Origin of the sequence: Neisseria sicca (assembly GCF_017753665.1) — a bacterium.
GTDB classification, from domain to species: Bacteria; Pseudomonadota; Gammaproteobacteria; order Burkholderiales; family Neisseriaceae; genus Neisseria; species Neisseria flava.
In genome coordinates this window covers 869,014-891,677 of sequence record NZ_CP072524.1, presented here as the reverse complement: position 1 = coordinate 891,677, position 22,664 = coordinate 869,014, and the positions used below count along the sequence as shown (strand labels likewise).

Genomic DNA, 22,664 nt, shown 5'->3' with positions numbered 1-22,664 from the left:
CCGAAAACCTGTGTTTGGGTTTCGGTTGCCAGGGGAAAGGCTTTTTTGCAAAGGTCTCTTATAGTGATTTCTCCATGCGGCAGCCATTGCTTCTTGATGGCCAGCATCACCTCCACCCCAACATGTTTGCTCGCGTATAGAACGAGCGAGTGCTAAATTCAATCAAGCCTTTGATCGTTTTGATAAATTTTTAGGATCCATTCCTGGTTTACATCCTCCAAGCTTTTGAACAACATCTTTGGCTTTATTGACATTATCAGAAAGTCTTTTGAAAACATCCGGAGGGCAATTAGGTTTAGGAGAGTTACAGGTACCACATGTGGTAGTTGATGTTGAGTTTGACGTGGCTACTGCTGCTGAGATAGCAGCCCCTACTGCTAATACAGCGGTTGCTGCCAGAGCAATTGTGCTTCCTGCAGCACATCCGACTGGGCCACCGAAAGGGGCTCCTATAGCACATCCTGCTGCAACTTGCGCCATTGCACCTGAAATATCCATCCACCTTTGAATATTTGGTGCAAATGCATAAAGATTTTCTGAGGCAATTATTCCAATCGGATCCTGATTCACAAACCGACCGGCATCAGGCTCATAATACCTGAAGAAGTTGTAATGCAGCGTCGGCATTTTGGTTTTGCAAGTAGAAGGACGGTATGCGCTATCTATAAATATGATTTTTGAATTTTGCTTAAATATTATCTTCTTCGCAAGACAAGAAGTAGTCATAATTATTTATGTCTAATTTCTCGCATAAATAAGGTTCAATTATTTTTGCAACTTCATTTGATATCCAATATTCTTCATACATCGGGCTAGTTTCATGAAAAATTTTTTGTAGAAAATTAAGAGGTGGTTCATTCTTAAAATTTATGACTTCAATAAATTTTTCTCCATTTTTTTCGAATTTTGATATAAATCTTATGATTTTTTTCACGGTTCTATCCTTCTGTTTTTAATAGGGTCTTTTAATTGCTTGCCAGTCTTAGGGTCAAATGCGCCAAGGTGTTTTCCTCGTTTATCATATTTTTCAACTTCTCCATGTTGAGAGTCCCATTCTAGAATGCAGCCTCCAGGAAGCCTCCAACGTTTTCTTAATCCTCCTCCTCCTTGCACAGGAGTTTTAGGCTTTGCTCTTTGAGCACCTGGAAAGCCAGGAAGAGAAGATGGTGCTGGAATAGGAGCAAGCCCTAGCGGGTCAATCCACCTTTGTACATTCGGAGCAAACCAATAAAGATTCTCTCCACCCAACAACCCAATCGGATCCTGACTCACAAACCGACCCGCATCAGGCTCGTAATACCTGAAGAAGTTGTAATGCAGTCCCGTTTCACGGTCGGCGTACTGGTTTTCCAGGCGGAAGGGCTGATATGCGTTATCCGTTACCTTGGTTTCCTCTTCTAGACAATCCCAGCCGGTATAGTTGCCGAACCATAAGAGGTTGCCGTCTTTATCGGTCATCTCACGCGGGATACCGATTTGGTCGCAGTGGAAGTAGTGGGTCTGTTGGCGGTTTTCGCCGTCTTCGGTTGTCCAATCGTGGACTTGCGCTAAAGGCTTGTAGGAATCTTGATCGGTGTAGATATAGGTATACCTGCCGTCCGCGTACACTTCCTGTAAGAGGTGGCTGCCGTCCCAAACGAAGCGGGTTTGGTTTTCGAGGCCGTTCCCGCTTAAATCATGCGGGAATGACGTTTCTGAAACTTCTTTGTCTTTCAGACGGCCTTGCAGGTGTATTGTGTCTTAACCCAACCTACGGCTACTACATGATTCAATTTTATCTTGCTAGTCGATTGTATTAGTAATTTTGGTGTTTTAATTTACCTCAATTCCATCAACATATTGAGAATCCTCAATATATACAGTTGAGAAGCTTTGTATAAAGTCGGGAGTTTTTTGGTTATCTCTTTTGGGTTTGAAGAATCCTTTCATAATTGTCCAATCGTATATAGATATATCAATAGGGTGCTTTGATAACATTCCACTAATTTTATATTTTTCTATCCATTGAACAGCTTTTTCTTTAGTTGAAAAGATAGCCGATGGGAAGCTTGCTCTGCTTCCTTGAACAACCCACATGTAAAATTCATTCATAGTCATGTCCTTTTTAGTTTTGTTTAAGTTGTTTGTACGAAGAATAATCCACCAGATAGATCTCGATTTATAAAAATATATCCGATGTTCTCAGTTAGATAAAAAATTTCATTTACTTTTTCAGGTAGATCCATTCCTAAGATTTGACCTATGAAAATATATTTTTCTAGAAAATCATCACTCTCTTGCTGTAAATATTCAGGTCGTCCTCCTAAAAAACTCATTTCATCTAAATTCTCAATAGGATTAATTGGATAAAATTTATCTAGGTTAAACTTGAACTGATGTTTATCTCCGATGATAACTCTCGTGTATCCTTGAATAGCATCGTCAATTTCAGTAATGTAGTCAAGAAAATAATCTTCTTCATCATAATAAGAAAAAACGTAAATTGCTTTATCTTTATATTCCTTATCCTGAAAATCTGTTTTTAATTGAGGTGCAATTGTTAATAGATTTTCAATTGGTATAAAAGCAACCAATGCTAACTCATGACCATCTGGCGCTATCACTTTATTTGAATAGTCTAAATCTAGCCCAACTAATATATTATTTATATTGGGTTTACAATCTAAAAAGTTAAAATTAACGTATCCATTTTTTTTCATTTAAATTCTCCTAAAAATTTAAGGGCATTTCTTACCTGCTTTTTTCAATTTTCTAAGAAATTTATTGGCTTCTTTTCTTAATCCTCCTCCTCCAGAAGTTTTAGGTTTGTAAAGATAATCGGCTAAATCTTATTAATTAATTGATATTTATCAATATTTTTAATTCGTCTGGTAGTTTGGCACCATTTCTATATGCCTTTTTAGCCCAAAATATGGCTTTCTCTTTATTGCCTTGTGTGAAAAATAAATCAGCTAAATTGAATTGGGCAATTGGATGTCCATTTTTTGCCGCTATCTCTAGCCATTTAAATTCCAAATCTTGATCTAAAGATACAAACATATGATATTGATACAATTTAAATGCTGAGTTTTTATCTCCATTAGTGGCCTTCTCTTCGAGAATATGAATTTCTTCATCTGAAATCCAATAAATACTACCTGTTGATATGCAATTAGTCATTTTCTCATTCCTTTCTGGATGTTGTTTACATGATATTAAAGGTGTTGATTCTCATCGGTGTTAATTTTCCGTTACTTGAAAACCAAAGATATTCATTTAGTGCTTTAACTGTAGTATTTAATTCATTAGCAAGTTGTTGTCCGAGAGGGTTTGCTCCTTTTCCTGTATTACAGGATAAAATCTCAACCGTCATACTTGACTTATAGTTAGGATTTTTTTAATTCTCGCTGCTAATTTTTTAGCATCTAATCTTTCACCTGTAGCCCCATCTACCATCAACGAAGGATTGTCATGCCCTCCTACTTGGAAAGTATTCGATTTATTGGCAACTTTTTGAACGTAAGAGTGTATGTCTTCATTAGCTGGGAATAAATTCATATCAAGTCCAGCTAAACCTAACCAATCGACCCATACTTAGGTATTAGGTGCAAACTGATACAGATTCTCTCCACCCACAACCCAATCGGAAGGGTTGGTGCGCTGTTCCCGTTACGTTCGTTTCGCTCTTCAGTTTACCCCAACCATAATAATCCCCGAACCAAACCAGGTTGCCTTCACCATCGGTCATTTCACTCGGGATGCCGATTTGGTAGCAGTGGAAGTAGTGGGTTTGTTGTCAGCTTTCGCCATCTTCAGTTGTCCAGTCGTGGACTTGCGCCAAGGGGTCGTAGCTGTCGGGAACGGTGTAGATATAGGTATATCTGCCGTCCCAAACGAATCCGGTTTCCTCTTCGAGGTCGTCTGAAAATTGATTTCAGATACTCTTGATATTTGGTGGAACACGACCTAACCTATGAGTACTGTTTGTTATGTTTGGCCACAATCTGTGTTTGTTAGAAGGAATTTATTGTCCTTGACCAAGAATTTCTTCTCCAATTATTGAATCTAACTCTATCCATGCATCTTCAAGTTGATTAACAATAGAAGATGTATTTTTATTTGGATCGTCTTTTAAATTGAGATACCAAATATGTGTTAATTTCGGTATTTCATATAAAAGAGATGCTAGTCTTTTTTCAATTAGATTATGATTATGAGTATAATGCTTTATTTCATTTAAAATTTTTAATAATTCTTGATAGTCCTTTACATCGAATTCAAGATCCATTCTGACCTTATAAATAAAACGATTATTTTCAAGTTTTTCTAATAATTCTTTCATGCTAACCACCTTTAAGTTATACAAAGCCTGCTTCTGCTGGAATAGTTTATTTATTTTTAAAGTTAAGCGTTCACTCCAATAGAAATAGATAACACATCTTCCCCATTGTCGAGTAGAGATATATCTATAACTTTATCTATTTTATTACAAAATATTTTTAAACAATAAAAATTAGGTTTGTTTATTAATTCTAGCCAATTGCTAATACTCTTTCTTTTAATAATAAATAAAGGGAATAATTCTATTGGTGTTTTAGCTGAATCATTTATTCCACCATAAAAGTATACATATATAATATCATTTTCCTCTGGTGCAAAAAAATTTAATATTTCATTTTTTATCGATAAACTAAAAGTTTCTTTTGATAATTCTATATTTCTATAGGGGGTAAAAGTACGATTTATTATTTCACATGAGAGTGGATATGGAATAATTTTTTCAGAATCTGAAATTAAATGATTTAAAAAATGAATTTCTTTCATTTTTTTTATTAAATTATTCTGTTTTAAAGTAAAGATTTTATCTTCTAAAGTTGTCATGATACTATTTCCTATGTTGTACGGTTACATTATCTTTGTAGGAGTTCCAAGAAAATGCACCATTCCCATTATTTCTTTTTTGAATAAGAATTCTATCCATTTTGGCAGTAGCTACATGTAAGTGTGGACAAGGATATTTTGCAATCGGAAGGGTTGGTGCGCGGCAACCCGATTTGGTCGTAGTGGAAGTAGTGGGTTTGTTGGTGGTTTTCTCCTGTTGGGGATGGGTCGTCTGAAAGCTGGGTGAGTGAGGGTTTAGGGGTTCATAAAACCTTAATGTATGCGTTAGGAGGAGGCTAATTCTATTTACGCTTGTTTTAAATATCCTCCTTTTTTAATAAAAATATCCTAAAAATTTCATGGCCAAAACCGTCATCAAATTTAGAGTAAACAATGTTAAAAATGTCTTTATGATTAAAATCAGATGAATTTTCATGTAACCATGAGAAATTTTCTAAATTTAAGACTGGATAATTTTTAAATGTATTTTCATATTTCGATCTATAAATACAGATGTTAGGTATATAAAAACTATATAGATTATGTAATTCAGAACTTATATCCGGGTATGTTATACATATTGATAAATCGTTATCTATCAAAATATCTTTTGCCATTAAATTTATATTATTAATGTAAAATATTGCAGTATTTAAAAAGAACAAATTCAACTGTTTTGGGGATAGCATTTTCAAAAATGGTTTTTCTCTTCCAGTTCTAGTAATCAAAGGAATTTCCTCAAATTCAACAGGATGCTTAAGTAATTTAATTATTTCATCATACTGATATGATTTTTCAGTTTTTGCTAACTTTGTTAATAGTTTTAAGTATTCCATTATGTATTCCATCCATGGCAAAATAAGAAATCTCTATCATCTTTAGAGAATGGGGGGATCATCGATGTTTATCGTGAGTAGTGCGGTTGGTTTTACTGGCTTTGAAGACGAAAGCAGGTTTGATGTTGAGGCGTACGTCAAGAAACTATTTAAATTCTTCTAATAATTTTTTTCTTAATTCCGCAAATTCATCCGATAAATTATTTTTAAGTTCAGTATAAATTTCATCATCGATTTTATTTTGAGTGAATAGTGTCTTTTCAATATAAGGGATAACTTTTTTAGAACTAATTGAAATTAAAAATGCAATAATTTCATTGTAAATACAAGATTTTTCATTAAATTGGCTTAGTTTATGTATTAGTAAATTTTCAATTGATTCTGATTTATAATGTTTTCCTTTTAATCCATACAATACCCATGAGATAATTTTGTGATGCTTGCTGTTTAAATTTTTTATAAGATATTCTTTTATATAATCTCTTTTTGGGAAATATGCAGAACTAAATGCAATAGAAATAATTATAGAATATCTATTTATATTCCAAATGGAACTAATATTATTTTCCACAGTACGAAATTCTTCTTCTCCTAGATTATATTTTCTAAATAGATGTCCTAAGGAAGATATTGCAGATGATTTTACTTTAATACTTTTATCATTTTGAATAGAGTGAATTAATATGGAGAAAATCTCTTTCAATTCCGTGGTGCTAAGTTTTTCTTGCATTTGTCCCAAGATAAAATTTGCAATTTCTCTATGTTCACTATATCGACTTGTTAAGAGAATATTTCTGATTATATCAATAATCTCTTTATACTGAAAAAATTGTAGTCTTTTTGCTGCTTCATATTGAATAATAGTATTAGAATGTAGTAGTTTTTCTAATAAGTCATTAATTGATAGATCTTTACATTCTAAAAAAGCGTCAAAACTTGAAATTCTGTTATTTGCCATATTATTTTTCCTGTTACTCCTATCTTTCGAATGCCGAGAATGGCGACATCCCCAAGCTTTTTGAGTAGATTTAGCTTGTTTGGCAGATAATTGTCCACAATCAATTAATCCTTGTAATACCTCACATTTATCTGGTTTTTTCCTGTGCTTTGAAAATACTCATTTATTTTTTCATAAACTTGATTAGCAACTCCAGTATCAACTTGATTTCCATTTGCTGCCATCATTACTGTATCAAGCACTTTTTTCCCTTTTTCATAAATAATACCTATACCTAAAGTTACAAGTGCAGCTTTACTTAACACAATCAATTCAGGAGCAATAAGAGGTATTGCAAAAACTGCCAAGTTTTTAGGGTCGTTCGATCTTTGTACGTTCAGTGCAAACTGATACAGATTCTCCCCACCCATCAACCCAATCGGAAGGGCTGGCATGCGCTATCCGTTACTCGAGTTTCTTCTTTCAGACGACCTCAGCTGGTGTAGTTACCGAACCACAGTAAATTGCCGTCCTTATCGGTCATCTCCCTTGGGATACCGATTTGGTCGCAGTGGAAGTAGTGGGTCTGTTGTCGGCTTTCGCCGTCTTCGGTTGTCCAATCGCGGACTTGTGCCAGCGGCTCGTAGGAATCTTGGTCGGCGTAGATATAGGTATACCTGCCGCCCGAGTTGATTTCTTGCAGCAGATGGCTGCCGTCCCAAACGAATCCGGTTTCCTCTTCGAGGCCGTCTGAAACTTCTTCGTTTTTCAGACGACCTTTTCCTATCCTTCTGCCCAAGGCGTCGTAGGTGTACACCCAAGTTTCTTTGCTGCCGTCTTTTTTGAAGATTTCAGCTTTAACCAGTTGGTCGTGCAGATCGTAGAAATAGTTCTGCACTTCGCCGTCGGCCAGTTCGCGGTGGATCAGGTTGCCGAGGTCGTCGTAGTAATAGGTCGTGCCGTTGTAGGTTTTCAGGCGGTTGTCGGGGATGGCATTGAGGTCGTCTGAAAGGATATTGTGCGCGGGGTCGAAGGCGAACAGTTCGCTGCCGGCTTTAGTAATCCTGCCCAGTTTGTCATACTCGAACTGGGTCGTTCCCGTCCGTTGGTCGGTGCTGTGGGTCAGGTTGCCGGTACGGTCGTAGCCGTAGCTGCGTTTGACGGCGGTTTGGCTATAACCCGCCACTACTTTAGTTTTGCCTTTGCCGCCTTCCGTCAGGTCGTTGAGGGTGGCGATTTGCCTTTTCAGACGACCTAAGGGGTCAAGTTCGTAACGGCTGGCAAGTTTACCTTGTGTGCGGAAGATTTCGCGGTGCAGCTTATCGCGTTCGATGTCGGTGATGACTTCGTCGTCGAGGCTGATTTGGATGTTTTCGTTGTGGTTGAGGTAGGGAAAGGTTTACAAATAGGGCAAGGTCGTCTGAAAATTGATTTCAGACGACCTTGCGGTTTCGTTGTGTCTTGACCTAACCTACGGCTACTGCATCGTAGCCAAAGGCGGGCAGTTGATCGAGCGTGACGGCTAGGGAAAGGTCGTCTGAAAAAGCGAGGAGACGACCAAAAGGAAGGAAAAGGCGTGCGTACGGTTATGCCGATTTGGGCGGCTAACCGTACCTGCGCAGGCTGCCAATCAGGCATACTTTTCCATTATTGCAATAATGGTTTTAAACGCTTCTTCTTCCGAAAAATACGTTTTGATTAATTCTAAAATTTCCAGCCCGCTGTTGCCGCTCTTGTAATGCACATTCGCACCGCATTGAAGCATTTTCTCCAATACGTCCAACCTCTCCGGCATTCCGCCTATCATTGCCAAAGGAATGGTGTTGTCTATATTCGGAATATTCGGGTCGGCCCCCGCTTCCAGCAATGCCATTGCCGCATCGCCATTTTTCGCACGCATTGCGTAGTGCAGCGGCGTCATGCCGTAAACATCCTGTGCGTTTACCTCTACGCCTTTGTCCAGATAAAACTTGACAGTTTCTACTGGGGATGGGTTGATTAAATTGGCACGGTGTAAATAATTCCATTGTTCTGATTCGGTGATATGTAACGGATTAAATTGGCCTGTATCCGCCATCTTTTGCAGAAAAGCTATATCGCCTTCCCAGTTTGCACCAACAATTTTTTCGCCAAGAGTCTCAGGGGGTAATTTATTTTCCATTTAAAAATTTCCTCATATCACGTTTGATATCTTGCAGTTCATCAATTCCAGGTTTCTCAAACTTATGGCTTAGATTATCTTTTGCATTTTCCAGCTTAAGATTCTGCGGCCTGGCGTTGACATAGTCATTAACCTGTTGCTGCGACATACCCAATTCGTCCGCCGCCTTCAGTATCCGCCTGTTCTCCCAACCGTATTTGTGGCCGATATGTATAGGCGGTTTGACGACTTCAAATGTATCTTTATTCATATACGAACCATCAGGTAATTTCGTATAACGTCCGTGAACATCTTTCTCGGTCTGCGAACGCAAAGACGGTCGTGTCAGCTTGGTGTCCAGTTTGTTTGGGTCATTGGCATACCTGCCCTTGCTGTCCCTGTATTTCCCTTGCGCGTCGCGTTTAACGGTACATTTGCCCACTCCGCAGTTTGGTTTTTGCGGCATTTTTGTTTGCGGTTTGGGCGTCATTTTCGTCATTTTGACCTTTGGCGCCCGCATGCCACCAGAGGCCATACTTACCATAGCATCTTCCAGTATTTCGTTCAGTGACTTTCTCAGGTATTTTTGTGACAACGCATCCACATCTTCATAACTCGGTATCTCAAACGGTGGTTTCCAACCCTGCTTCGGACGATACTCATCGGGAATGTATTTGCCTATATCCATAGGCTCCAGCCCCAACGGGTCTGACCATACTGCCGCATTCGGTGCAAACCCGTACAAATTCTCCCCGCCGGCTAACCCAATCGGATCCTGATTCACAAACCGTCCGATAGTGGGGTCATAATAACGGAAGAAGTTGTAATGCAGCCCCGTCTCACGGTCGAAATACTGGTTCTGCAGGCGGAACGGCTGGTGCGCACTGCCTGTTATGTTGGTCTCTTTAACCAGTTTGCCCCAAACATCATATTTACCAAACCATAACAATTTGCCATCCTCATCGGTCATTTCGCGCGGAATACCGATTTGGTCGCAGTGGAAGTAATTTATATCTTGGTGGTTTTCACCTTCTTCATTGGTGTAGTTGTGTATCTGAGCCAAAGGTTCGTAGCTGTCCGTATCGGTGTAGATGTAGGTGTAACGACCGTTGTCATACACTTCCTGCAAGAGGCGGCTGCCGCTCCAGATGAATTCGGTTGCGTCTCCGAGGCTGCCGTCTGCTTTCAGACAGCCTTTCCTTATCCTGCGTCCCATGGCATCGTAATCATACACCCATGTTTCTTTTTCCCATTCCCCCGTGTTCGGATTGTGTCTGAATGTTTCCGTTTTCACAAGTTGGTGGAACAGGTCGTAATACAGGTTTTGTGTGGTACCGTCCAGATGCTCTTTGTGGATGGTGTTGCCGAAGCCGTCGTAGAAGAATTTGGTACCGTTGTATTCCCGAATACGGTTGTCACTTACGGCTTTAAGGTCGTCTGAAAGTGGTGTTGCTGCGGAATCAGATGTGTTATTTGTTTGGGTGCTGAGGAGGTTGTGCGCGGGATCGAAGGCGAACAGTTCGCTGTCCGTTTTGGCAATCCGCCCGAGTTTGTTGTATTCGAAATGCGTAGCTCCGCTTCTTTGATCGGTCGTGTGGGTCAGGTTACCGGTACGGTCGTAGCCGTAGCTGCGTTTGACCGCAGTTTGGCCATAGCCCGCTGCGACTTTGGTTTTGCCTTTGCCGCCTTCCGTCAGGTCGTTGAGGGTGGCGATTTGTTTTTTCAGACGACCTAATGGATCGAGTTCGTAAACTTTGTCGTTCTCGCGGGCAAGGGTATGGATTAAGCGCCCCAATACATCATGTTTGAACTCGGTAATCCGCAGCGGGGTTTGGCTGTCGAGGCTGTCTGAAAGCGGGGTGACGTCTTTTGGGGCAATGCAGTTGCGCCATCAGTTTAGTGGTGAGGGGGCGTTGTAGCCGTAGCTTGTGGTGTAACCAACAAGAGAGAAATTTGGTAGAGGTCGCCTGAAAGTAAGTTTTCAGACGAACTCTACATCAATCAGTAATGAAATTGTTAAAGAATCGATAGCTCAGACGCCTTCAAAGAAGATTTAGATGTCGCTTAAAAAGTAGAAGCTGCATGTATGTTACGCACATACCCCATACCATAATTAAAAGTTTCATACAGGCTACAGTTTGTTTTTTTCATTCGAAAGAAAATTTTAACATTTTTGATAACCGATTTATAAAATATAGAATTGCCAAATGTTCATCTTGGCAACAATATTCTTCGGTTCTCAATCCTCTTTCAGAATAGAATATATGCCATTTTTTATTTTCTTCAACAATACATAATGATTCATCATTTACTTCATTGATTGAGTAACTATCTTCTGGTACACCTTTACTCTTAAGATATGAATTCAATTCATTAATTTTTAACATTTTCCTATTTTCACCTCTTCCAGATGCCCAGATTCTATATTGGAAGTTTCATACGGGCTACGGTTTACTAGTGTTGTACTTGAAATCCGAAACCAAGTCTGTTTGAAAAATTTCAGACAACCTTGCTAGGTTATTGGATCTTGATTCATCCCACGTTTACTCAGGGATTTATACACTAGTTTGGTTAGTTTTTGTTTTAACTATCTGTTTTCATGTTTATTTTTGAAATTCTGCTTTTCATTATGTATATCAGTGAGTAGGTTAGTAATAGACATTCCATTTTTTTGAGCAAGTAGAGCCCATTTTTCCGCTTCGTCTAATTTGTTTTTGTCTTTACTGTCTTGGTAATGATCAAAGAATATATAGGCCAAATCATATTGTGCTTGAGTATTACCTAATTCGGCTGATCGAATTAACCAAAATATAAATTTATCATTGTTAAATTCATAAAAAGCAAAATAATTAGCTAATTTTGACGCTGCTTGACTATTGCCAGAGGAAGCATCAATCTTTAATTTTTCCAGCTCAGTTTTAGAAATATACATACTGTCATTTATCGAAATGTTAGCATTAGATTTCATGTCTCTATCCTTACTGTATGAGTTATTGTAAGATGTTAGAAAAATACTTAAAAAAATAATTTTAAGGATTGTATGGCTTAAATGTAACATATTTACCTCCATTTATTGCTTTTCCTGTAACTGCATTAACATTTTCTGTTGCGCCACGTACAGGTGCTTTTAATTCATTAGCCAATTTTTGAGCAAATGAATTGGCTCCTTTCCCTGTTTGACAAGCAACTAATGTTACTGGTTTTCCTTCAGAATATTTGGGATGTTGTTTAATTAACTCTGCTAACTGTTTTGGAGTAAACAATTTTTGGTTGGGTCCATTGGTCGCTACAATACTACTATTACCATGTGCTCCCACTAAAAAATCACCTTTGGGGAAATTTTCTCTTGGGATGTTATCAACGTAAGTTTTTGCTTTATCTTGAACAAGGTTTATGTCCACTCCAGTTTTTGAACAATTACCACATTTGTTCATTAGTCCCAATGGATCATTCCATTTCATTGTATTAGGTGCAAATAAATACAGATTATCCCCACCTATCAACCCAATCGGATCCTGATTTACAAACCGCCCCGCATTAGGCTCATAATACCTGAAGAAGTTATAGTGCAACCCTGTCTCACGGTCGTAATACTGGTTTTGCAGGCGGAAAGGCTGGTAAGCGCTATCCGTTACCTTGGTTTCCTCTTTCAGACGACCCCAGCCGGTGTAGTTGCCGAACCACAAGAGCTTACCATCCTTATCAGTCATCTCTCGCGGGATGCCGATTTGATCGCAATGGAAGTAGTAGGTTTGTTGGCAGCTTTCGCCGTCTTCGTTGGTCCGGTTATGTACCTGCGCCAAAGGCTCGTAGGAATCTTGATCGGCGTAGATATAAGTATACCTGCCGTCCGTGCGGATTTCTTGCAGTAAATGGCTGCCGTCCCAAACGAAGCGGGTTTGGTTTTCGAGGTCGTTCCCGCTTAAATCATGCGGGAATGACGTTTCTGAAACTGTCTGACCGTCTTTCAGACGACCTTTTCCTATCCTTCTGCCCAAGGCGTCGTAGGTGTAGGACCAGGTTTCTTTGCTGCCGTCTTTTTTGAAGATTTCCGCCTTAACCAGTTGGTCATGCAGATCGTAGAAGTAGTTCTGCACTTCGCCGTCGGTGAGTTCGCGGTGGATCAGGTTGCCGAAGTGGTCGTAGTAATAGGTCGTGCCGTTATAGGTTTTCAGGCGGTTGTCTGGGACGGCATCGTTGGTTGCGGTCGACAGGATATTATGCGCGGGGTCGAAGGCGAACACTTCGTTGCCCGCTTGGGTAATCCGGCCCAGTTTGTCGTACTCGAACCGGGTCGTTCCCGTCCGTTGGTCGGTACTGTGGGTCAGGTTGCCGGTGCGGTCGTAGCCGTAGCTGCGTTTGACGGCGGTTTGGCCATAGCCCGCTGCGACTTTGGTTTTGCCTTTGCCGCCTTCCGTCAGGTCGTTGAGGGTGGCGATTTGCCGTTTCAGACGACCTAAGGGGTCGAGTTCGTAACGGCTGGCGAGTTTACCCTGTGTGCGGTAGATTTCGCGGTGTAGCTTATCGCGTTCGATGTCGGTGATGACTTCGTCGTCGAGGCTGATTTGGTGCAGATGGCCGCTGCCGTAATATAGATAGTTGATTTGTCTGCCGTCGGGCAGGACGGTGGCGGTACGGTTGCCGTTGAAATCGTAGTGGTAGCGGACGGTTTCGGTAACGGGCAGGTACAGCATGTCGTACTGCGCATCGCGCCAGTCGGTTTCGGGCAGGCCGTTGCGGGCGTTCTCTTCTTTGGACGTCACTTTCCATTGGTGCTGGGCGATAAGCTGGCCGTTTTCGTTGTAGTCGAAGCAGGAACGGAATATGTATAGGGAAAGGTTGTCTGAAAATTTTCAGGCGACCTTACTGGAACATTGGGTCTCAACCCACCATAGGACGACTATTTGAATTCCTGTTTAATCAGAATTAATATTAAACGTCTAATCAAATTTATTTATCAAATGCAGTTGGATCAAAAACAGAGATATATTTTATATTCATTTTGATAGCTTCTTCGAACGGAGGATCATCTTCAGAAACTTCCAGTGCAATTCCTTCAATAATTTTTGAAAAAAAAGCTTCTTCACATTCATCATAATAGAAACCTAAATTAGAATTTAAGATATCATTAATAGGCATTCCTATTTTAATAGTTCTAAATTTGCCTTGATATCCTTCTAATGCAGAAATTTTATAAATTTCTCCTGAAGTAATATCTACGTTAATTTCAATTGGTATATCAGTAAATATATATCTGCATGAATAAATATTAGTTTGAAAAAATTTTAATTTTCCATTTAAATTATATTCATTAATGATACTAGAGTAATTTTTAATATTGTCTTTTAATCTGATTCCCCCTAAACTCTTCGCGGGGATAATTTCATCATAAATATTCATTATCAACCTTTCATATTATTCTGCAGGAAATCTTTGCGTTCCACCTTTACCAGAAGATACTTTCCAATAAGGTGCTCCCTCATAATGTCTAGGGCTCCCTGGGTGGTATTGAATGTAACGATCAGTAAATTCATTACCCCGTGAGTTTAATTCTCTTAATGTAAATCCTTTATTGTCTCCACGAGTTTTACGCATTACGTCTTGCTTCCATCCTTTTGGAGTGCCTCCAATTTCTTTTAAAAATGTTTCTGGAGTATGCCCTTTTAAAATATTAGGATTTTCCATTACCTCATCAATATTTTTAATTGGTCCCTTACCTTTTTTTAGTGTTTTTTTGGCTTTTTCACCGCATTTTCCAATGCACTGCTTAACAGCTTTTCCTCCTTTTGCAATGAGTTTACCTATTCCTAAAATAATAATTCCACCAATGCGAATTACTAGTCCCCAAAATAATCCATACGGATCAATCCATCCCTGTGCATTGGGTGTTGATCCATATAAATTATCTCCCCCGCCTAGTCCAATTGGATCCTGATTGATGAATCTTCCGCAGTCAGGCTCATAATACCTGAAGAAGTTGTAATGCAGCCCAGTTTCAAGGTCGCAATACTGGTTCTGCAATCGGAAGGGTTGGTGCGCCGTTTCCGTTACGTTCGTTTCGCTCTTCAGTTTACCCCAACCGTAATAATCCCCAAACCAAACCAGATTACCTTCGCTATTGGTCATCTCTCTCGGGATGCCGATTTGGTCGCAGTGGAAGTAGTGGGTTTGTTGGCGGCTTTCTCCGTCTTCGTTGGTCCGGTTGTGGACCTGTGCCAAGGGTTCGTAACTGTCGGGATCGGTGTAGATATAGGTATATCTGCCGTCCGGGTGGATTTCCTGCAGTAGATGGCTGCCGTCCCAGACGAAGCGGGTCTGGTTTTCGAGGTCGTTCCCGCTTAAATCATGCGGGAATGACGTTTCTGAAACTTCTTCGTCTTTCAGACGACCTTTGCCTATCCTTCTGCCCAAGGCGTCGTAGGTGTATGCCCAAGTTTCTTTCGTGCCGTCTTTTTTGAAGATTTCGGCTTTAACCAGTTGGTCATGCAGGTCGTAGAAATAGTTCTGCATTTCACCGTCTGCCAGTTCGCGGTGGATCAGGTTGCCGAGGTCGTCGTAGTAATAGGTCGTGCCGTTGTAGGTTTTCAGGCGGTTGTCGGTGATGATGGAACGGTCGTCTGAAAGCGGCGCGGTCGTTTTGCCCTCTCCCCGACCCTCTCCCGCGGGAGAGGGGGCAGGGTATGGTTTGACCTTTTCCGTCGGGATGTCGAGGATATTGTGTGCGGGGTCGAAGGCGAACCGTTCGCTGCCCGCTTGGGTAATCCTGCCCAGTTTGTCGTACTCGAACCGGGTCGTCCCTGTCCGCTGGTCGGTACTGTGGGTCAGGTTGCCGGTGCGGTCGTAGCCGTAGCTGCGTTTGACGGCGGTTTGGCTAAAACCCGCCGCTACTTTGGTTTTGCCTTTGCCGCCTTCCGTCAAATCGTTGAGGGTGGCGATTTGCCGTTTCAGACGACCTAATGGATCGAGTTCGTAACGGCTGGCGAGCTTACCTTGTGTGCGGAAGATTTCGCGGTGCAGCTGATCGCGTTCGATGTCGGTGATGACTTCGTCGTCGAGGCTGATTTGGTGCAGGTGGCCGCTGCCGTAATACAGGTAGTTGATCTGCCTGCCGTCGGACAGGACGGTGGCGGTGCGGTTACCGTTGAAGTCGTAGTGGTAGCGGACGGTTTCGGTAACGGGCAGGTACAGCATATCGTACTGCGCATCGCGCCAGTCGGTTTCGGGCAGGCCGTTTCGGGCGTTCTCTTCTTTGGACGGCACCTTCCATTGGTGCTGGGCGATGAGCTGGCCGTTTTCGTTGTAGTCGAAGCAGGTGATGCTGTGGCGGTTGGCGGCGCGGACGAGGTTGCCGCCCAAGTCGTATTGGTAAACGGTTTCCTGAACTCTGTCGCTGCCGTCGCGGGCAAGGGTGTGGATTAAGCGTCCCAATATATCGCGTTTGAACTCGGTCATCCGCAGCGGGGTTTGGCTGTCGAGGTCGTCTGAAAGCGGGGCGGCGTCTTTTTTGGGGACGGGCTGTCCGCCCAGCTGCGCCATCAGTTTGGCGGCGAGGGAGGCGTCGTCGCCGAATTCGCGCTGCTCGACCAGTTCGTTGCCGGCATTGTAGCGGTAGCCGGTCAGCTTATGGTCGAAACCGCTTTCGGCAATCAGGCGGTCGAGGACGTCGTAGGCAAAGCGGTAGTGCGCACCGTTTTCATTGGTGAGGCCGACTAAGCGGCGGGCTTTGTCGTAATGGTAGCCGAAAGTATGGCCCAAGGCATTGGTGCGTCGGGTCGGCAGACCGTCTTGGCCGTATTCGTAGGCGGTTTTGGCTTAGATTGTTACGGAAGAAATATAGTCAATTAAAAACAAAATAGTACAATACTCAACTTTGAAGGTTTAACCATGGCATACTCTGCGGACTTAAGAAACAAAGCTTTAAACTATTACGAACAATGCAAAAACATCAGCCAAACCGCAGCAACGTTTAACTTGTCAAGAAACACACTTTACCTGTGGATTCGCCTTAAAAAACAAACAGGCAGCCTAAAACATCAAGTTACCGGTCTAAATGCCGTCAAATTGGATAGGCAAAAACTGGCTCAATATGTTGAGCAACACCAGGATGCCTATCTGCATGAAATCGCCAAACATTTTGATTGTACGCCAGCCGCCGTTTGCTATGCACTCAAACAGATGGGGATGACGCGCAAAAAAAGACCACCACTTACAAAGAACAAGACCCGGCCAAAGTAACGCATTATTTGACACAGCTGGCCGAATTTTCCGACTACCAACGTGTTTATTTGGATGAAACAGGATTTGACCGCTACCTGTTCCGTCCCTATGCCCGCAGCCTGAGAGGGCGAATAGTGAAAGCGCAGATAAGTGGAAAAAGATACCGACGCTTATCTCTGGTGTCCGCACAAGTCGGCAACCGGCTGATTGCTCCGATGGTTTATCAAAATACGATGACCGGAGTCTTTTTTGAAGCGTGGTTTCAGCAATGCCTACTGCCCGCATTGACTCAAAAATCGGTAATTATTTTAGATAATGCACGATTTCACCGTATGGATGTCTTACGGGAAATGGCGGAAAAATTGGGCCATAAGGTATTACCTCTTGCACCTTATTCACCTGAGCTCAACCCGATTGAGAAGGTGTGGGCGAATATTAAGCGGTATCTGCGAACCGTTTTGTCTGATTACGCCCGATTTGACGATGCGCTAGTGTCCTATTTTGATTTTAATTGACTATATTTCAGACGACCTCGAAAAAGGATTGAGGTCGTCTGAAAAGTAGAAACAGCATGATTACCGCACCCACGCTACGGCGGAATTTGAGGTTTCATGCCGACTACGGCTTGTTGTTGGGTCTCGACCCAACCTACGCTTGCTAAAAATTATAATGAATGATTTTTAACTCTATACCTAACTCAGATAATAATTGAATTTGATTTAAGGAGATTTTATATTCACGAGTGGCCTCATCGTTACCCCAGCTGTAAATTATAAGCTCTTTATTTAGTTTATATTTTTTAAATATGTAATTTAAATTCTTCTTTATGCTTTCTATTTTTTTTATAATTTTATTAATTTTTTCCTTTAAATTTTCCTCTTTATCTATGCCAAAAGAATAGTAAGACTGTTCAATTATAAATTGGACCTTTTTATTTGGTGAGGTAAATAAATCTCCCTTGCTATAAAATTCAGCATTTTTAATATTAAGTATTTTGTCTATTTCTTTCATGTTGATGTAATCATTTGATTCCATATAAAATGTTACTTCAATTGAATTATTCAGCATCATTGAAACCTTATGTTGTTTTATTGCGATAAAGCACTACCCAAAGCACCAAGAGCAGCTGCATCACCAAAAGGCCCATCTAAGGGGCTGACTATAGCTACAGCAGCAACAACTGCAAGACCAGCAATATACCAATAATTTTTGTTATCAGATCGTTTTTTTGCTTGTGTTGATGAACATTTTGTTTCTGGTGCAGTAGGAGGAGGTAAATCATCATCGCAGCCAATTCCTGTTCTAATAAATTCAGAAGAATTTTTTCTTCTTAATAAAAGTTCTCCAGTTTTATTTTGTTTATAAACATCATAATGAGATACAGCTCGTTTGCCAACATAATCAGCTTTAAATGCATGTGGATCTGTACCTATTTTATCTAAAATCCGTTTTAATTCTTTTTGGTTAATTAGTTTGCTATCTTTTTCATCTCCGTCATTACAACCAGATGACAATCCATATAAATCTACCCAAGCTTGTACATTTGGGGAGTAGTTATAAAAATTGCTTCCACCCATCAACCCAATCGGATCCTGATTCACAAACCGACCCGCATCAGGCTCGTAATACCTGAAGAAGTTGTAATGCAGCCCCGTTTCACGGTCGGCATACTGGTTTTGCAGGCGGAAGGGCTGGTATGCGCTATCCGTTACCTTGGTTTCCTCTTTCAGACGACCCCAGCCGGTATAGTTGCCGAACCACAAGAGGTTGCCGTCTTTATCGGTCATCTCTCTTGGGATGCCGATTTGGTCGCAGTGGAAGTAGTGGGTTTGTTGTCGGTTTTCTCCGTCTTCGGTTGTCCAATTGCGAATCTGTGCTAAAGGTTCGTAAGAATCCGGGTCGGTGTAGATATAGGTATACCTGCCGTCCGGGTGGATTTCTTGCAGTAAATGGCTGCCGTCCCAAACGAAGCGGGTTTCGTCTTCTAGGCTGTCGTCTGTTTTCAGACGGCCTTTGCCTATCCTTCTGCCCAAGGCGTCGTAGGTGTACGACCAAGTTTCTTTGCTGCCGTCTTTCTTGAAAATTTCGGCTTTAACCAGTTGGTCGTGCAGGTCGTAGAAATAGTTCTGCACTTCGCCGTCGGCCAGTTCGCGGTGGATGAGGTTGCCGAGGTCGTCGTAGTAATAGGTCGTGCCGTTGTAGGTTTTCAGGCGGTTGTCGGTGATGATGGAACGGTCGTCTGAAAGCGGCGCGGTCGTTTTGCCCTCTCCCCGACCCTCTCCCGCGGGAGAGGGGGCAGGGTATGGTTTGACCTTTTCCGTCGGGATGTCGAGGATATTGTGTGCGGGGTCGAAGGCGAACCGTTCGCTGCCCGCTTGGGTAATCCTGCCCAGTTTGTCGTACTCGAACCGGGTCGTTCCTGTCCGTTGGTCGGTACTGTGGGTCAGGTTGCCGGTACGGTCGTAGCCGTAGCTGCGTTTGACGGCATAGACCGATGTTACTGCATTTTTAGCAGTCTCGGTCTGCGTCAGCTCGTTGAGTGCGGCAATTTGCCTTTTCAGACGGCCTAGGGGATCGAGTTCGTAACGGCTGGCGAGTTTACCCTGTGTGCGGAAGATTTCGCGGTGCAGCCGATCGCGTTCGATGTCGGTGATGACTTCGTCGTCGAGGCTGATTTGGTGCAGGTGGCCGCTGCCGTAATACAGGTAGTTGATTTGTCTGCCGTCGGGCAGGACGGTGGCGGTGCGGTTGCCGTTGAAGTCGTAGTGGTAGCGGACGGTTTCGGTAACGGGCAGGTACAGCATGTCGTACTGCGCATCGCGCCAGTCGGTGTCGGGCAGGCCGTTTTGAGCGTTCTCTTCTTTGGACGGCACTTTCCATTGGTGCTGGGCGATAAGCTGGCCGTTTTCGTTGTAGTCGAAGCAGGTGATGCTGTGGCGGTTAGCGGCGCGGACGAGGTTGCCGTCCGGGTCGTATTGGTAAGCGGTTTCCTGAACTTGGTCGTTATCGCGGGCGAGGGTGTGGATCAGCCGTCCCAATACATCGCGTTTGAACTCGGTAATCCGCAGCGGGGTTTGGCTGTCGAGGTCGTCTGAAAGCGGGGCGGCGTCTCTTTTGGGGACGGGCTGTCCGCCCAACTGCGCCATCAGTTTGGCGGCGAGGGAGGCATCGTCGCCGAATTCGCGCTGCTCGACCAGCTCGTTGCCGGCGTTGTAGCGGTAGCCGGTCAGTTTATGGTCGAAGCCGCTTTCGGCAATCAGGCGGTCGAGGACGTCGTAGGCAAAGCGGTAGCGCGCACCGTTTTCATTGGTGAGGCCGACTAAGCGGCGGGCTTTGTCGTAATGGTAGCCGAAGGTATGGCCCAAGGCATTGGTGCGTCGGGTCGGCAGACCGTCTTGGCCGTATTCGTAGGAAGTGGTATGGCCTTCGCCGTCGGTATGGGTTTTCAGACGACCTGCGGCATCGTAGCCGAAGGTCTCTTTGCTGCCGTCGGGATAGAGGGCGAGGGTGAGGTTTTGGTCGGCGTCGTAATGGTATTCGGTGTGCTGTCCCAGCGCATCGGTAATGCGCGCCAACTGTCCTTCGGGGGTGTAGGCCAGTTTGGTTTCGTAACCGGAGCAGTCGGTAATGAGGTCGGGCTGACGGTTTTCATTGTAGTGATAGGCGGTACTGCTGCCGTTCGGATCGGTTACCGACAGCAACAGACCGTTGTCGGCGTATTCGAAACGGGTGGTATGCTTCAGCGGGTCGGTATGGGTCAGCAGGTTGCCCGCTTCGTCGTAGGTATAGCCGTCATAACGGCCTTCCGCATCGCTTTTACGGATCAGGCGGTAGCAGTCGTCATAGTCGAAATGCAGGATGGCGCCGTCGGGGCGGACGATGGTTTCAACCTGCCCCTCGTTGCTGTACTGATAACGGGTAACGCGCCCCATCGCATCGGTGTGGCTGAGCAGACGGCCCAAACTGTCGCGTTCCATCAATACGGCGCTGCCGTCGGCAAACACCCGTTTGGTCAACTCGTTGTTGTAGTCGTAATGATATTGCTCGGTACGGCCCAACACGTCGGTGACTTCGGTATAGCCGTCGTGATAGGTAAAACGCCATTCCTCGCCCAAAGAAGTCCAGTTGCGCAACACCTTGCCGGTCGGGGTGTAATGGTCGTATTCGTATTCCGATACCAAACCTGCCGCATCCGTGTGCGACACCATCAGATTGTTTTTATAGCCGAAGCTGCGTTTGACCGCGCCGTCGCGGCCGATGACGCGGATCAGGTCGCCGCTGCCGTTGTATTCGTAGCGGACCAGCGGACTGCCGACCCGGACCGTTTCGCCGAAGACCGGCAAACCTTCCAACAACGAAACCGACAGCAGCCGCATTTTAGGCGACTGTTCGTCCGCCACATTGCCGAAGTTCAGCGAGAACACCCGGCCGTTGCCGTCGATGACGTATTGCGGCAGACCGGTCAGCGGATGATAGACGAAACGCTGATGGTTGCCGTTGGCGTCTTCCACCGCCACCAGCGGGAAGAGGGTGGCGTCTTCGTCCGAACCGTCTTCCGCCACCACCAAAGGCGCAAAACGCAGCGCTATCGAACCGTCCAACGAAGCAATGACATAATGCCCGTCCGGATTTTTACTGAACCAAATCTGTTCGCTCTCGAACAATACCGGCTCTTCGTCGTCTTCATCGACTTCCGGCAGCGGGAACAGACGACCCTGCTCAGGTCGTCTGAAAAGATTTTCAGACGACCTGATAAGTCATTGGAACAAGAGGCTGCGTGCGTGCCTTAGGATATGCACTCTATATGTATGCAGGCTACGGCTTGCTGTATAGTTTTTTCATTTGAGGATCAAATTTGTTTTGAACCATCAAAATTTGTATCTAACCCATCTATATATTTCTCAAAATCAAGGTTATATAGTTTTTTTAAATTTCTAATCCAGATAACAAATTCAAAGAAAATCTTAATATTTTCATCAGTTATCTCAAATATACCGTTGTCTTGATGAGACTCTTGTATAGCTAAGATAATTCTCTTAAATATTTCTTTATTTTTTTTAATTTCATCAATAGGTAACGTTTGTAATCTATCAATAAAAAATAATTCATCTTCAATACTTAAAATAGAAGGTAAGTTTTCCAATTTTTCATTTAATTTAAAAATAGAATTCATGTTATTTCGTTCGTAGGATTCTTGATCGGTGTAGATGTAAGTATACCTGCCGTCCGAGCGGACTTCTTGCAGCAAATGGCTGCCGTCCCAAACGAAGCGGGTTTGGTTTTCGAGGCCGTCTGAAACTTCTCCGTTTTTCAGACGGCCTTTGCCTATCCTTCTACCCAAGGCGTCGTAGCTGTATGCCCAAGTTTCTTTTGTGCCGTCTTTTTTGAAGATTTGGACTTTAACCAATTTGTTGAGGCTCGTCTCAATCTACAGCTTGCTAATTATTGATAATAGATTTTTTAGCTATATGTATTAGATCTTTATAATTCTCCATAAAAGGTTCTTCTAATGTGGATTCTAATAAGCATTCTAAGTCATATAGTATTTTTTGCTCAGCTTCATCAATAATTTCATTATTTTCAACGAACTTAACAAGCCATTCAAAAAAAACTAAGACTTCATGTTTGTTAAATTTAATAATATAGTCGTTAGACTCTTTTTTAATTTCCATAA

Annotated in this window: 21 protein-coding genes and 3 pseudogenes; 1 reads left to right on the top strand and 23 read right to left on the bottom strand. The window is 42.9% G+C overall.

Annotated elements, in window-relative coordinates; translation table 11 throughout:
• Window positions 1-162: 162 nt before the first annotated feature.
• From J7445_RS12190 to J7445_RS04025, 19 genes and pseudogenes are all read right to left on the bottom strand, one after another.
• Window positions 163-726 carry an RHS repeat domain-containing protein gene (locus tag J7445_RS12190; protein WP_244969519.1) on the bottom strand — a complete coding sequence of 188 codons (564 nt, stop codon included), beginning with the start codon at window positions 724-726 and terminating at the stop codon, window positions 163-165.
• A complete protein-coding gene (locus J7445_RS04130) occupies window positions 689-934 on the bottom strand; it encodes a DUF7683 domain-containing protein (RefSeq protein WP_070655611.1) in 246 nt (81 codons plus the stop codon). Before J7445_RS04130 ends, J7445_RS12190 begins: the two co-directional genes overlap by 38 nt.
• Complete coding sequence (locus J7445_RS12475) at window positions 931-1,608, bottom strand: colicin E3/pyocin S6 family cytotoxin (RefSeq protein ID WP_425326072.1); 678 nt, start codon at window positions 1,606-1,608, stop codon at window positions 931-933. The genes J7445_RS04130 and J7445_RS12475 overlap by 4 nt, the downstream gene beginning before the upstream one ends.
• Before the next feature lie 204 nt (window positions 1,609-1,812).
• A complete protein-coding gene (locus J7445_RS04120; RefSeq protein WP_209283187.1) occupies window positions 1,813-2,091 on the bottom strand; it encodes a DUF7710 domain-containing protein in 279 nt (92 codons plus the stop codon).
• A gap of 23 nt (window positions 2,092-2,114) precedes the next feature.
• A complete protein-coding gene (locus tag J7445_RS04115; protein ID WP_209283186.1) occupies window positions 2,115-2,699 on the bottom strand; it encodes a hypothetical protein in 585 nt (194 codons plus the stop codon).
• A 136-nt stretch (window positions 2,700-2,835) separates the two neighbouring features.
• A complete protein-coding gene (locus tag J7445_RS04110; protein ID WP_244969518.1) occupies window positions 2,836-3,159 on the bottom strand; it encodes a tetratricopeptide repeat protein in 324 nt (107 codons plus the stop codon).
• A gap of 189 nt (window positions 3,160-3,348) precedes the next feature.
• Window positions 3,349-3,537, bottom strand: coding sequence for a hypothetical protein (locus J7445_RS04105; protein ID WP_209283185.1), 189 nt, complete (start codon window positions 3,535-3,537; stop codon window positions 3,349-3,351).
• Window positions 3,538-3,580: 43 nt separating this feature from the next.
• The gene (locus J7445_RS12180; RefSeq protein ID WP_244969517.1) at window positions 3,581-3,727 is read right to left on the bottom strand and encodes a hypothetical protein; all 147 of its coding nucleotides are present in this window, start codon (window positions 3,725-3,727) and stop codon (window positions 3,581-3,583) included.
• Window positions 3,728-4,003: 276 nt separating this feature from the next.
• Window positions 4,004-4,321, bottom strand: coding sequence for a hypothetical protein (locus tag J7445_RS04095; RefSeq protein WP_209283184.1), 318 nt, complete (start codon window positions 4,319-4,321; stop codon window positions 4,004-4,006).
• 62 nt (window positions 4,322-4,383) lie between these two features.
• Window positions 4,384-4,860, bottom strand: a complete 477-nt coding sequence (locus J7445_RS04090; protein WP_209283183.1) for a hypothetical protein — start codon at window positions 4,858-4,860, stop codon at window positions 4,384-4,386.
• 317 nt (window positions 4,861-5,177) lie between these two features.
• Window positions 5,178-5,696 carry an Imm15 family immunity protein gene (locus J7445_RS04085; protein ID WP_209283182.1) on the bottom strand — a complete coding sequence of 173 codons (519 nt, stop codon included), beginning with the start codon at window positions 5,694-5,696 and terminating at the stop codon, window positions 5,178-5,180.
• 145 nt (window positions 5,697-5,841) lie between these two features.
• Window positions 5,842-6,654: a hypothetical protein gene (locus tag J7445_RS04080; protein WP_209283181.1), complete on the bottom strand. Its 813-nt coding sequence runs from the start codon at window positions 6,652-6,654 to the stop codon at window positions 5,842-5,844.
• A 6-nt stretch (window positions 6,655-6,660) separates the two neighbouring features.
• Window positions 6,661-7,999: pseudogene (locus J7445_RS12635) on the bottom strand (polymorphic toxin type 34 domain-containing protein); the annotation flags it as partial.
• 264 nt (window positions 8,000-8,263) lie between these two features.
• Window positions 8,264-8,794, bottom strand: coding sequence for an ankyrin repeat domain-containing protein (locus J7445_RS04055; protein WP_209283179.1), 531 nt, complete (start codon window positions 8,792-8,794; stop codon window positions 8,264-8,266).
• The gene (locus J7445_RS12345) at window positions 8,784-10,568 is read right to left on the bottom strand and encodes an RHS repeat-associated core domain-containing protein (protein ID WP_342356186.1); all 1,785 of its coding nucleotides are present in this window, start codon (window positions 10,566-10,568) and stop codon (window positions 8,784-8,786) included. The genes J7445_RS04055 and J7445_RS12345 overlap by 11 nt, the downstream gene beginning before the upstream one ends.
• Before the next feature lie 792 nt (window positions 10,569-11,360).
• Entirely contained in the window at window positions 11,361-11,741 is a 381-nt protein-coding gene (locus tag J7445_RS04040; protein WP_209283178.1) for an SEL1-like repeat protein, read from the bottom strand.
• A 61-nt stretch (window positions 11,742-11,802) separates the two neighbouring features.
• A pseudogene (locus J7445_RS04035) lies at window positions 11,803-13,590 on the bottom strand (RHS repeat-associated core domain-containing protein); the annotation flags it as partial.
• 133 nt (window positions 13,591-13,723) lie between these two features.
• On the bottom strand, window positions 13,724-14,173 hold the full coding sequence (locus J7445_RS04030; protein WP_049228197.1) for a hypothetical protein: 450 nt from the start codon (window positions 14,171-14,173) through the stop codon (window positions 13,724-13,726).
• Window positions 14,174-14,188: 15 nt separating this feature from the next.
• Window positions 14,189-16,423: an RHS repeat-associated core domain-containing protein gene (locus J7445_RS04025; protein WP_425326080.1), complete on the bottom strand. Its 2,235-nt coding sequence runs from the start codon at window positions 16,421-16,423 to the stop codon at window positions 14,189-14,191.
• Window positions 16,424-16,657: 234 nt separating this feature from the next.
• Between J7445_RS04025 and J7445_RS04020 the strand changes: the two genes are divergently transcribed.
• Window positions 16,658-17,505 (top strand): IS630 family transposase gene (locus tag J7445_RS04020; protein ID WP_209282820.1). Its coding sequence is split into 2 segments (ribosomal slippage): window positions 16,658-16,973 and window positions 16,973-17,505, totalling 849 coding nucleotides; the frame shifts between segments, so codons are not numbered across the junction.
• Window positions 17,506-17,647: 142 nt separating this feature from the next.
• Here the strand turns inward: J7445_RS04020 and J7445_RS04015 are convergent.
• The 4 genes and pseudogenes from J7445_RS04015 to J7445_RS04000 form a co-directional block, all read right to left on the bottom strand.
• Complete coding sequence (locus tag J7445_RS04015; RefSeq protein WP_209283176.1) at window positions 17,648-18,001, bottom strand: DUF4279 domain-containing protein; 354 nt, start codon at window positions 17,999-18,001, stop codon at window positions 17,648-17,650.
• A 77-nt stretch (window positions 18,002-18,078) separates the two neighbouring features.
• The gene (locus J7445_RS04010; RefSeq protein ID WP_425326079.1) at window positions 18,079-20,922 is read right to left on the bottom strand and encodes an RHS repeat-associated core domain-containing protein; all 2,844 of its coding nucleotides are present in this window, start codon (window positions 20,920-20,922) and stop codon (window positions 18,079-18,081) included.
• A 1,250-nt stretch (window positions 20,923-22,172) separates the two neighbouring features.
• Window positions 22,173-22,403: pseudogene (locus J7445_RS12470) on the bottom strand (RHS repeat protein); the annotation flags it as partial.
• 25 nt (window positions 22,404-22,428) lie between these two features.
• A complete protein-coding gene (locus J7445_RS04000; protein ID WP_146736933.1) occupies window positions 22,429-22,662 on the bottom strand; it encodes a hypothetical protein in 234 nt (77 codons plus the stop codon).
• Window positions 22,663-22,664: the final 2 nt, after the last annotated feature.

Excerpts from the sequence above, each read along its gene's own strand:
- J7445_RS04000 (WP_146736933.1), bottom strand. The coding sequence starts at position 22,662 with ATGGAAATTAAAAAAGAGTCTAACGACTATATTATTAAATTTAACAAA.
- J7445_RS04085 (WP_209283182.1), bottom strand. The coding sequence starts at position 5,696 with ATGGAATACTTAAAACTATTAACAAAGTTAGCAAAAACTGAAAAATCA.
- J7445_RS04040 (WP_209283178.1), bottom strand. The coding sequence starts at position 11,741 with ATGAAATCTAATGCTAACATTTCGATAAATGACAGTATGTATATTTCT.
- J7445_RS04030 (WP_049228197.1), bottom strand. The coding sequence starts at position 14,173 with ATGAATATTTATGATGAAATTATCCCCGCGAAGAGTTTAGGGGGAATC.
- J7445_RS04095 (WP_209283184.1), bottom strand. The coding sequence starts at position 4,321 with ATGAAAGAATTATTAGAAAAACTTGAAAATAATCGTTTTATTTATAAG.
- J7445_RS04120 (WP_209283187.1), bottom strand. The coding sequence starts at position 2,091 with ATGAATGAATTTTACATGTGGGTTGTTCAAGGAAGCAGAGCAAGCTTC.
- J7445_RS04110 (WP_244969518.1), bottom strand. The coding sequence starts at position 3,159 with ATGACTAATTGCATATCAACAGGTAGTATTTATTGGATTTCAGATGAA.
- J7445_RS04090 (WP_209283183.1), bottom strand. The coding sequence starts at position 4,860 with ATGACAACTTTAGAAGATAAAATCTTTACTTTAAAACAGAATAATTTA.
- J7445_RS04015 (WP_209283176.1), bottom strand. The coding sequence starts at position 18,001 with ATGAAAGAAATAGACAAAATACTTAATATTAAAAATGCTGAATTTTAT.
- J7445_RS04080 (WP_209283181.1), bottom strand. The coding sequence starts at position 6,654 with ATGGCAAATAACAGAATTTCAAGTTTTGACGCTTTTTTAGAATGTAAA.
- J7445_RS04055 (WP_209283179.1), bottom strand. The coding sequence starts at position 8,794 with ATGGAAAATAAATTACCCCCTGAGACTCTTGGCGAAAAAATTGTTGGT.
- J7445_RS12180 (WP_244969517.1), bottom strand. The coding sequence starts at position 3,727 with ATGACCGATGGTGAAGGCAACCTGGTTTGGTTCGGGGATTATTATGGT.
- J7445_RS04115 (WP_209283186.1), bottom strand. The coding sequence starts at position 2,699 with ATGAAAAAAAATGGATACGTTAATTTTAACTTTTTAGATTGTAAACCC.
- J7445_RS04105 (WP_209283185.1), bottom strand. The coding sequence starts at position 3,537 with ATGAATTTATTCCCAGCTAATGAAGACATACACTCTTACGTTCAAAAA.
- J7445_RS04010 (WP_425326079.1), bottom strand. The coding sequence starts at position 20,922 with ATGGGGCGCGTTACCCGTTATCAGTACAGCAACGAGGGGCAGGTTGAA.
- J7445_RS12190 (WP_244969519.1), bottom strand. The coding sequence starts at position 726 with ATGACTACTTCTTGTCTTGCGAAGAAGATAATATTTAAGCAAAATTCA.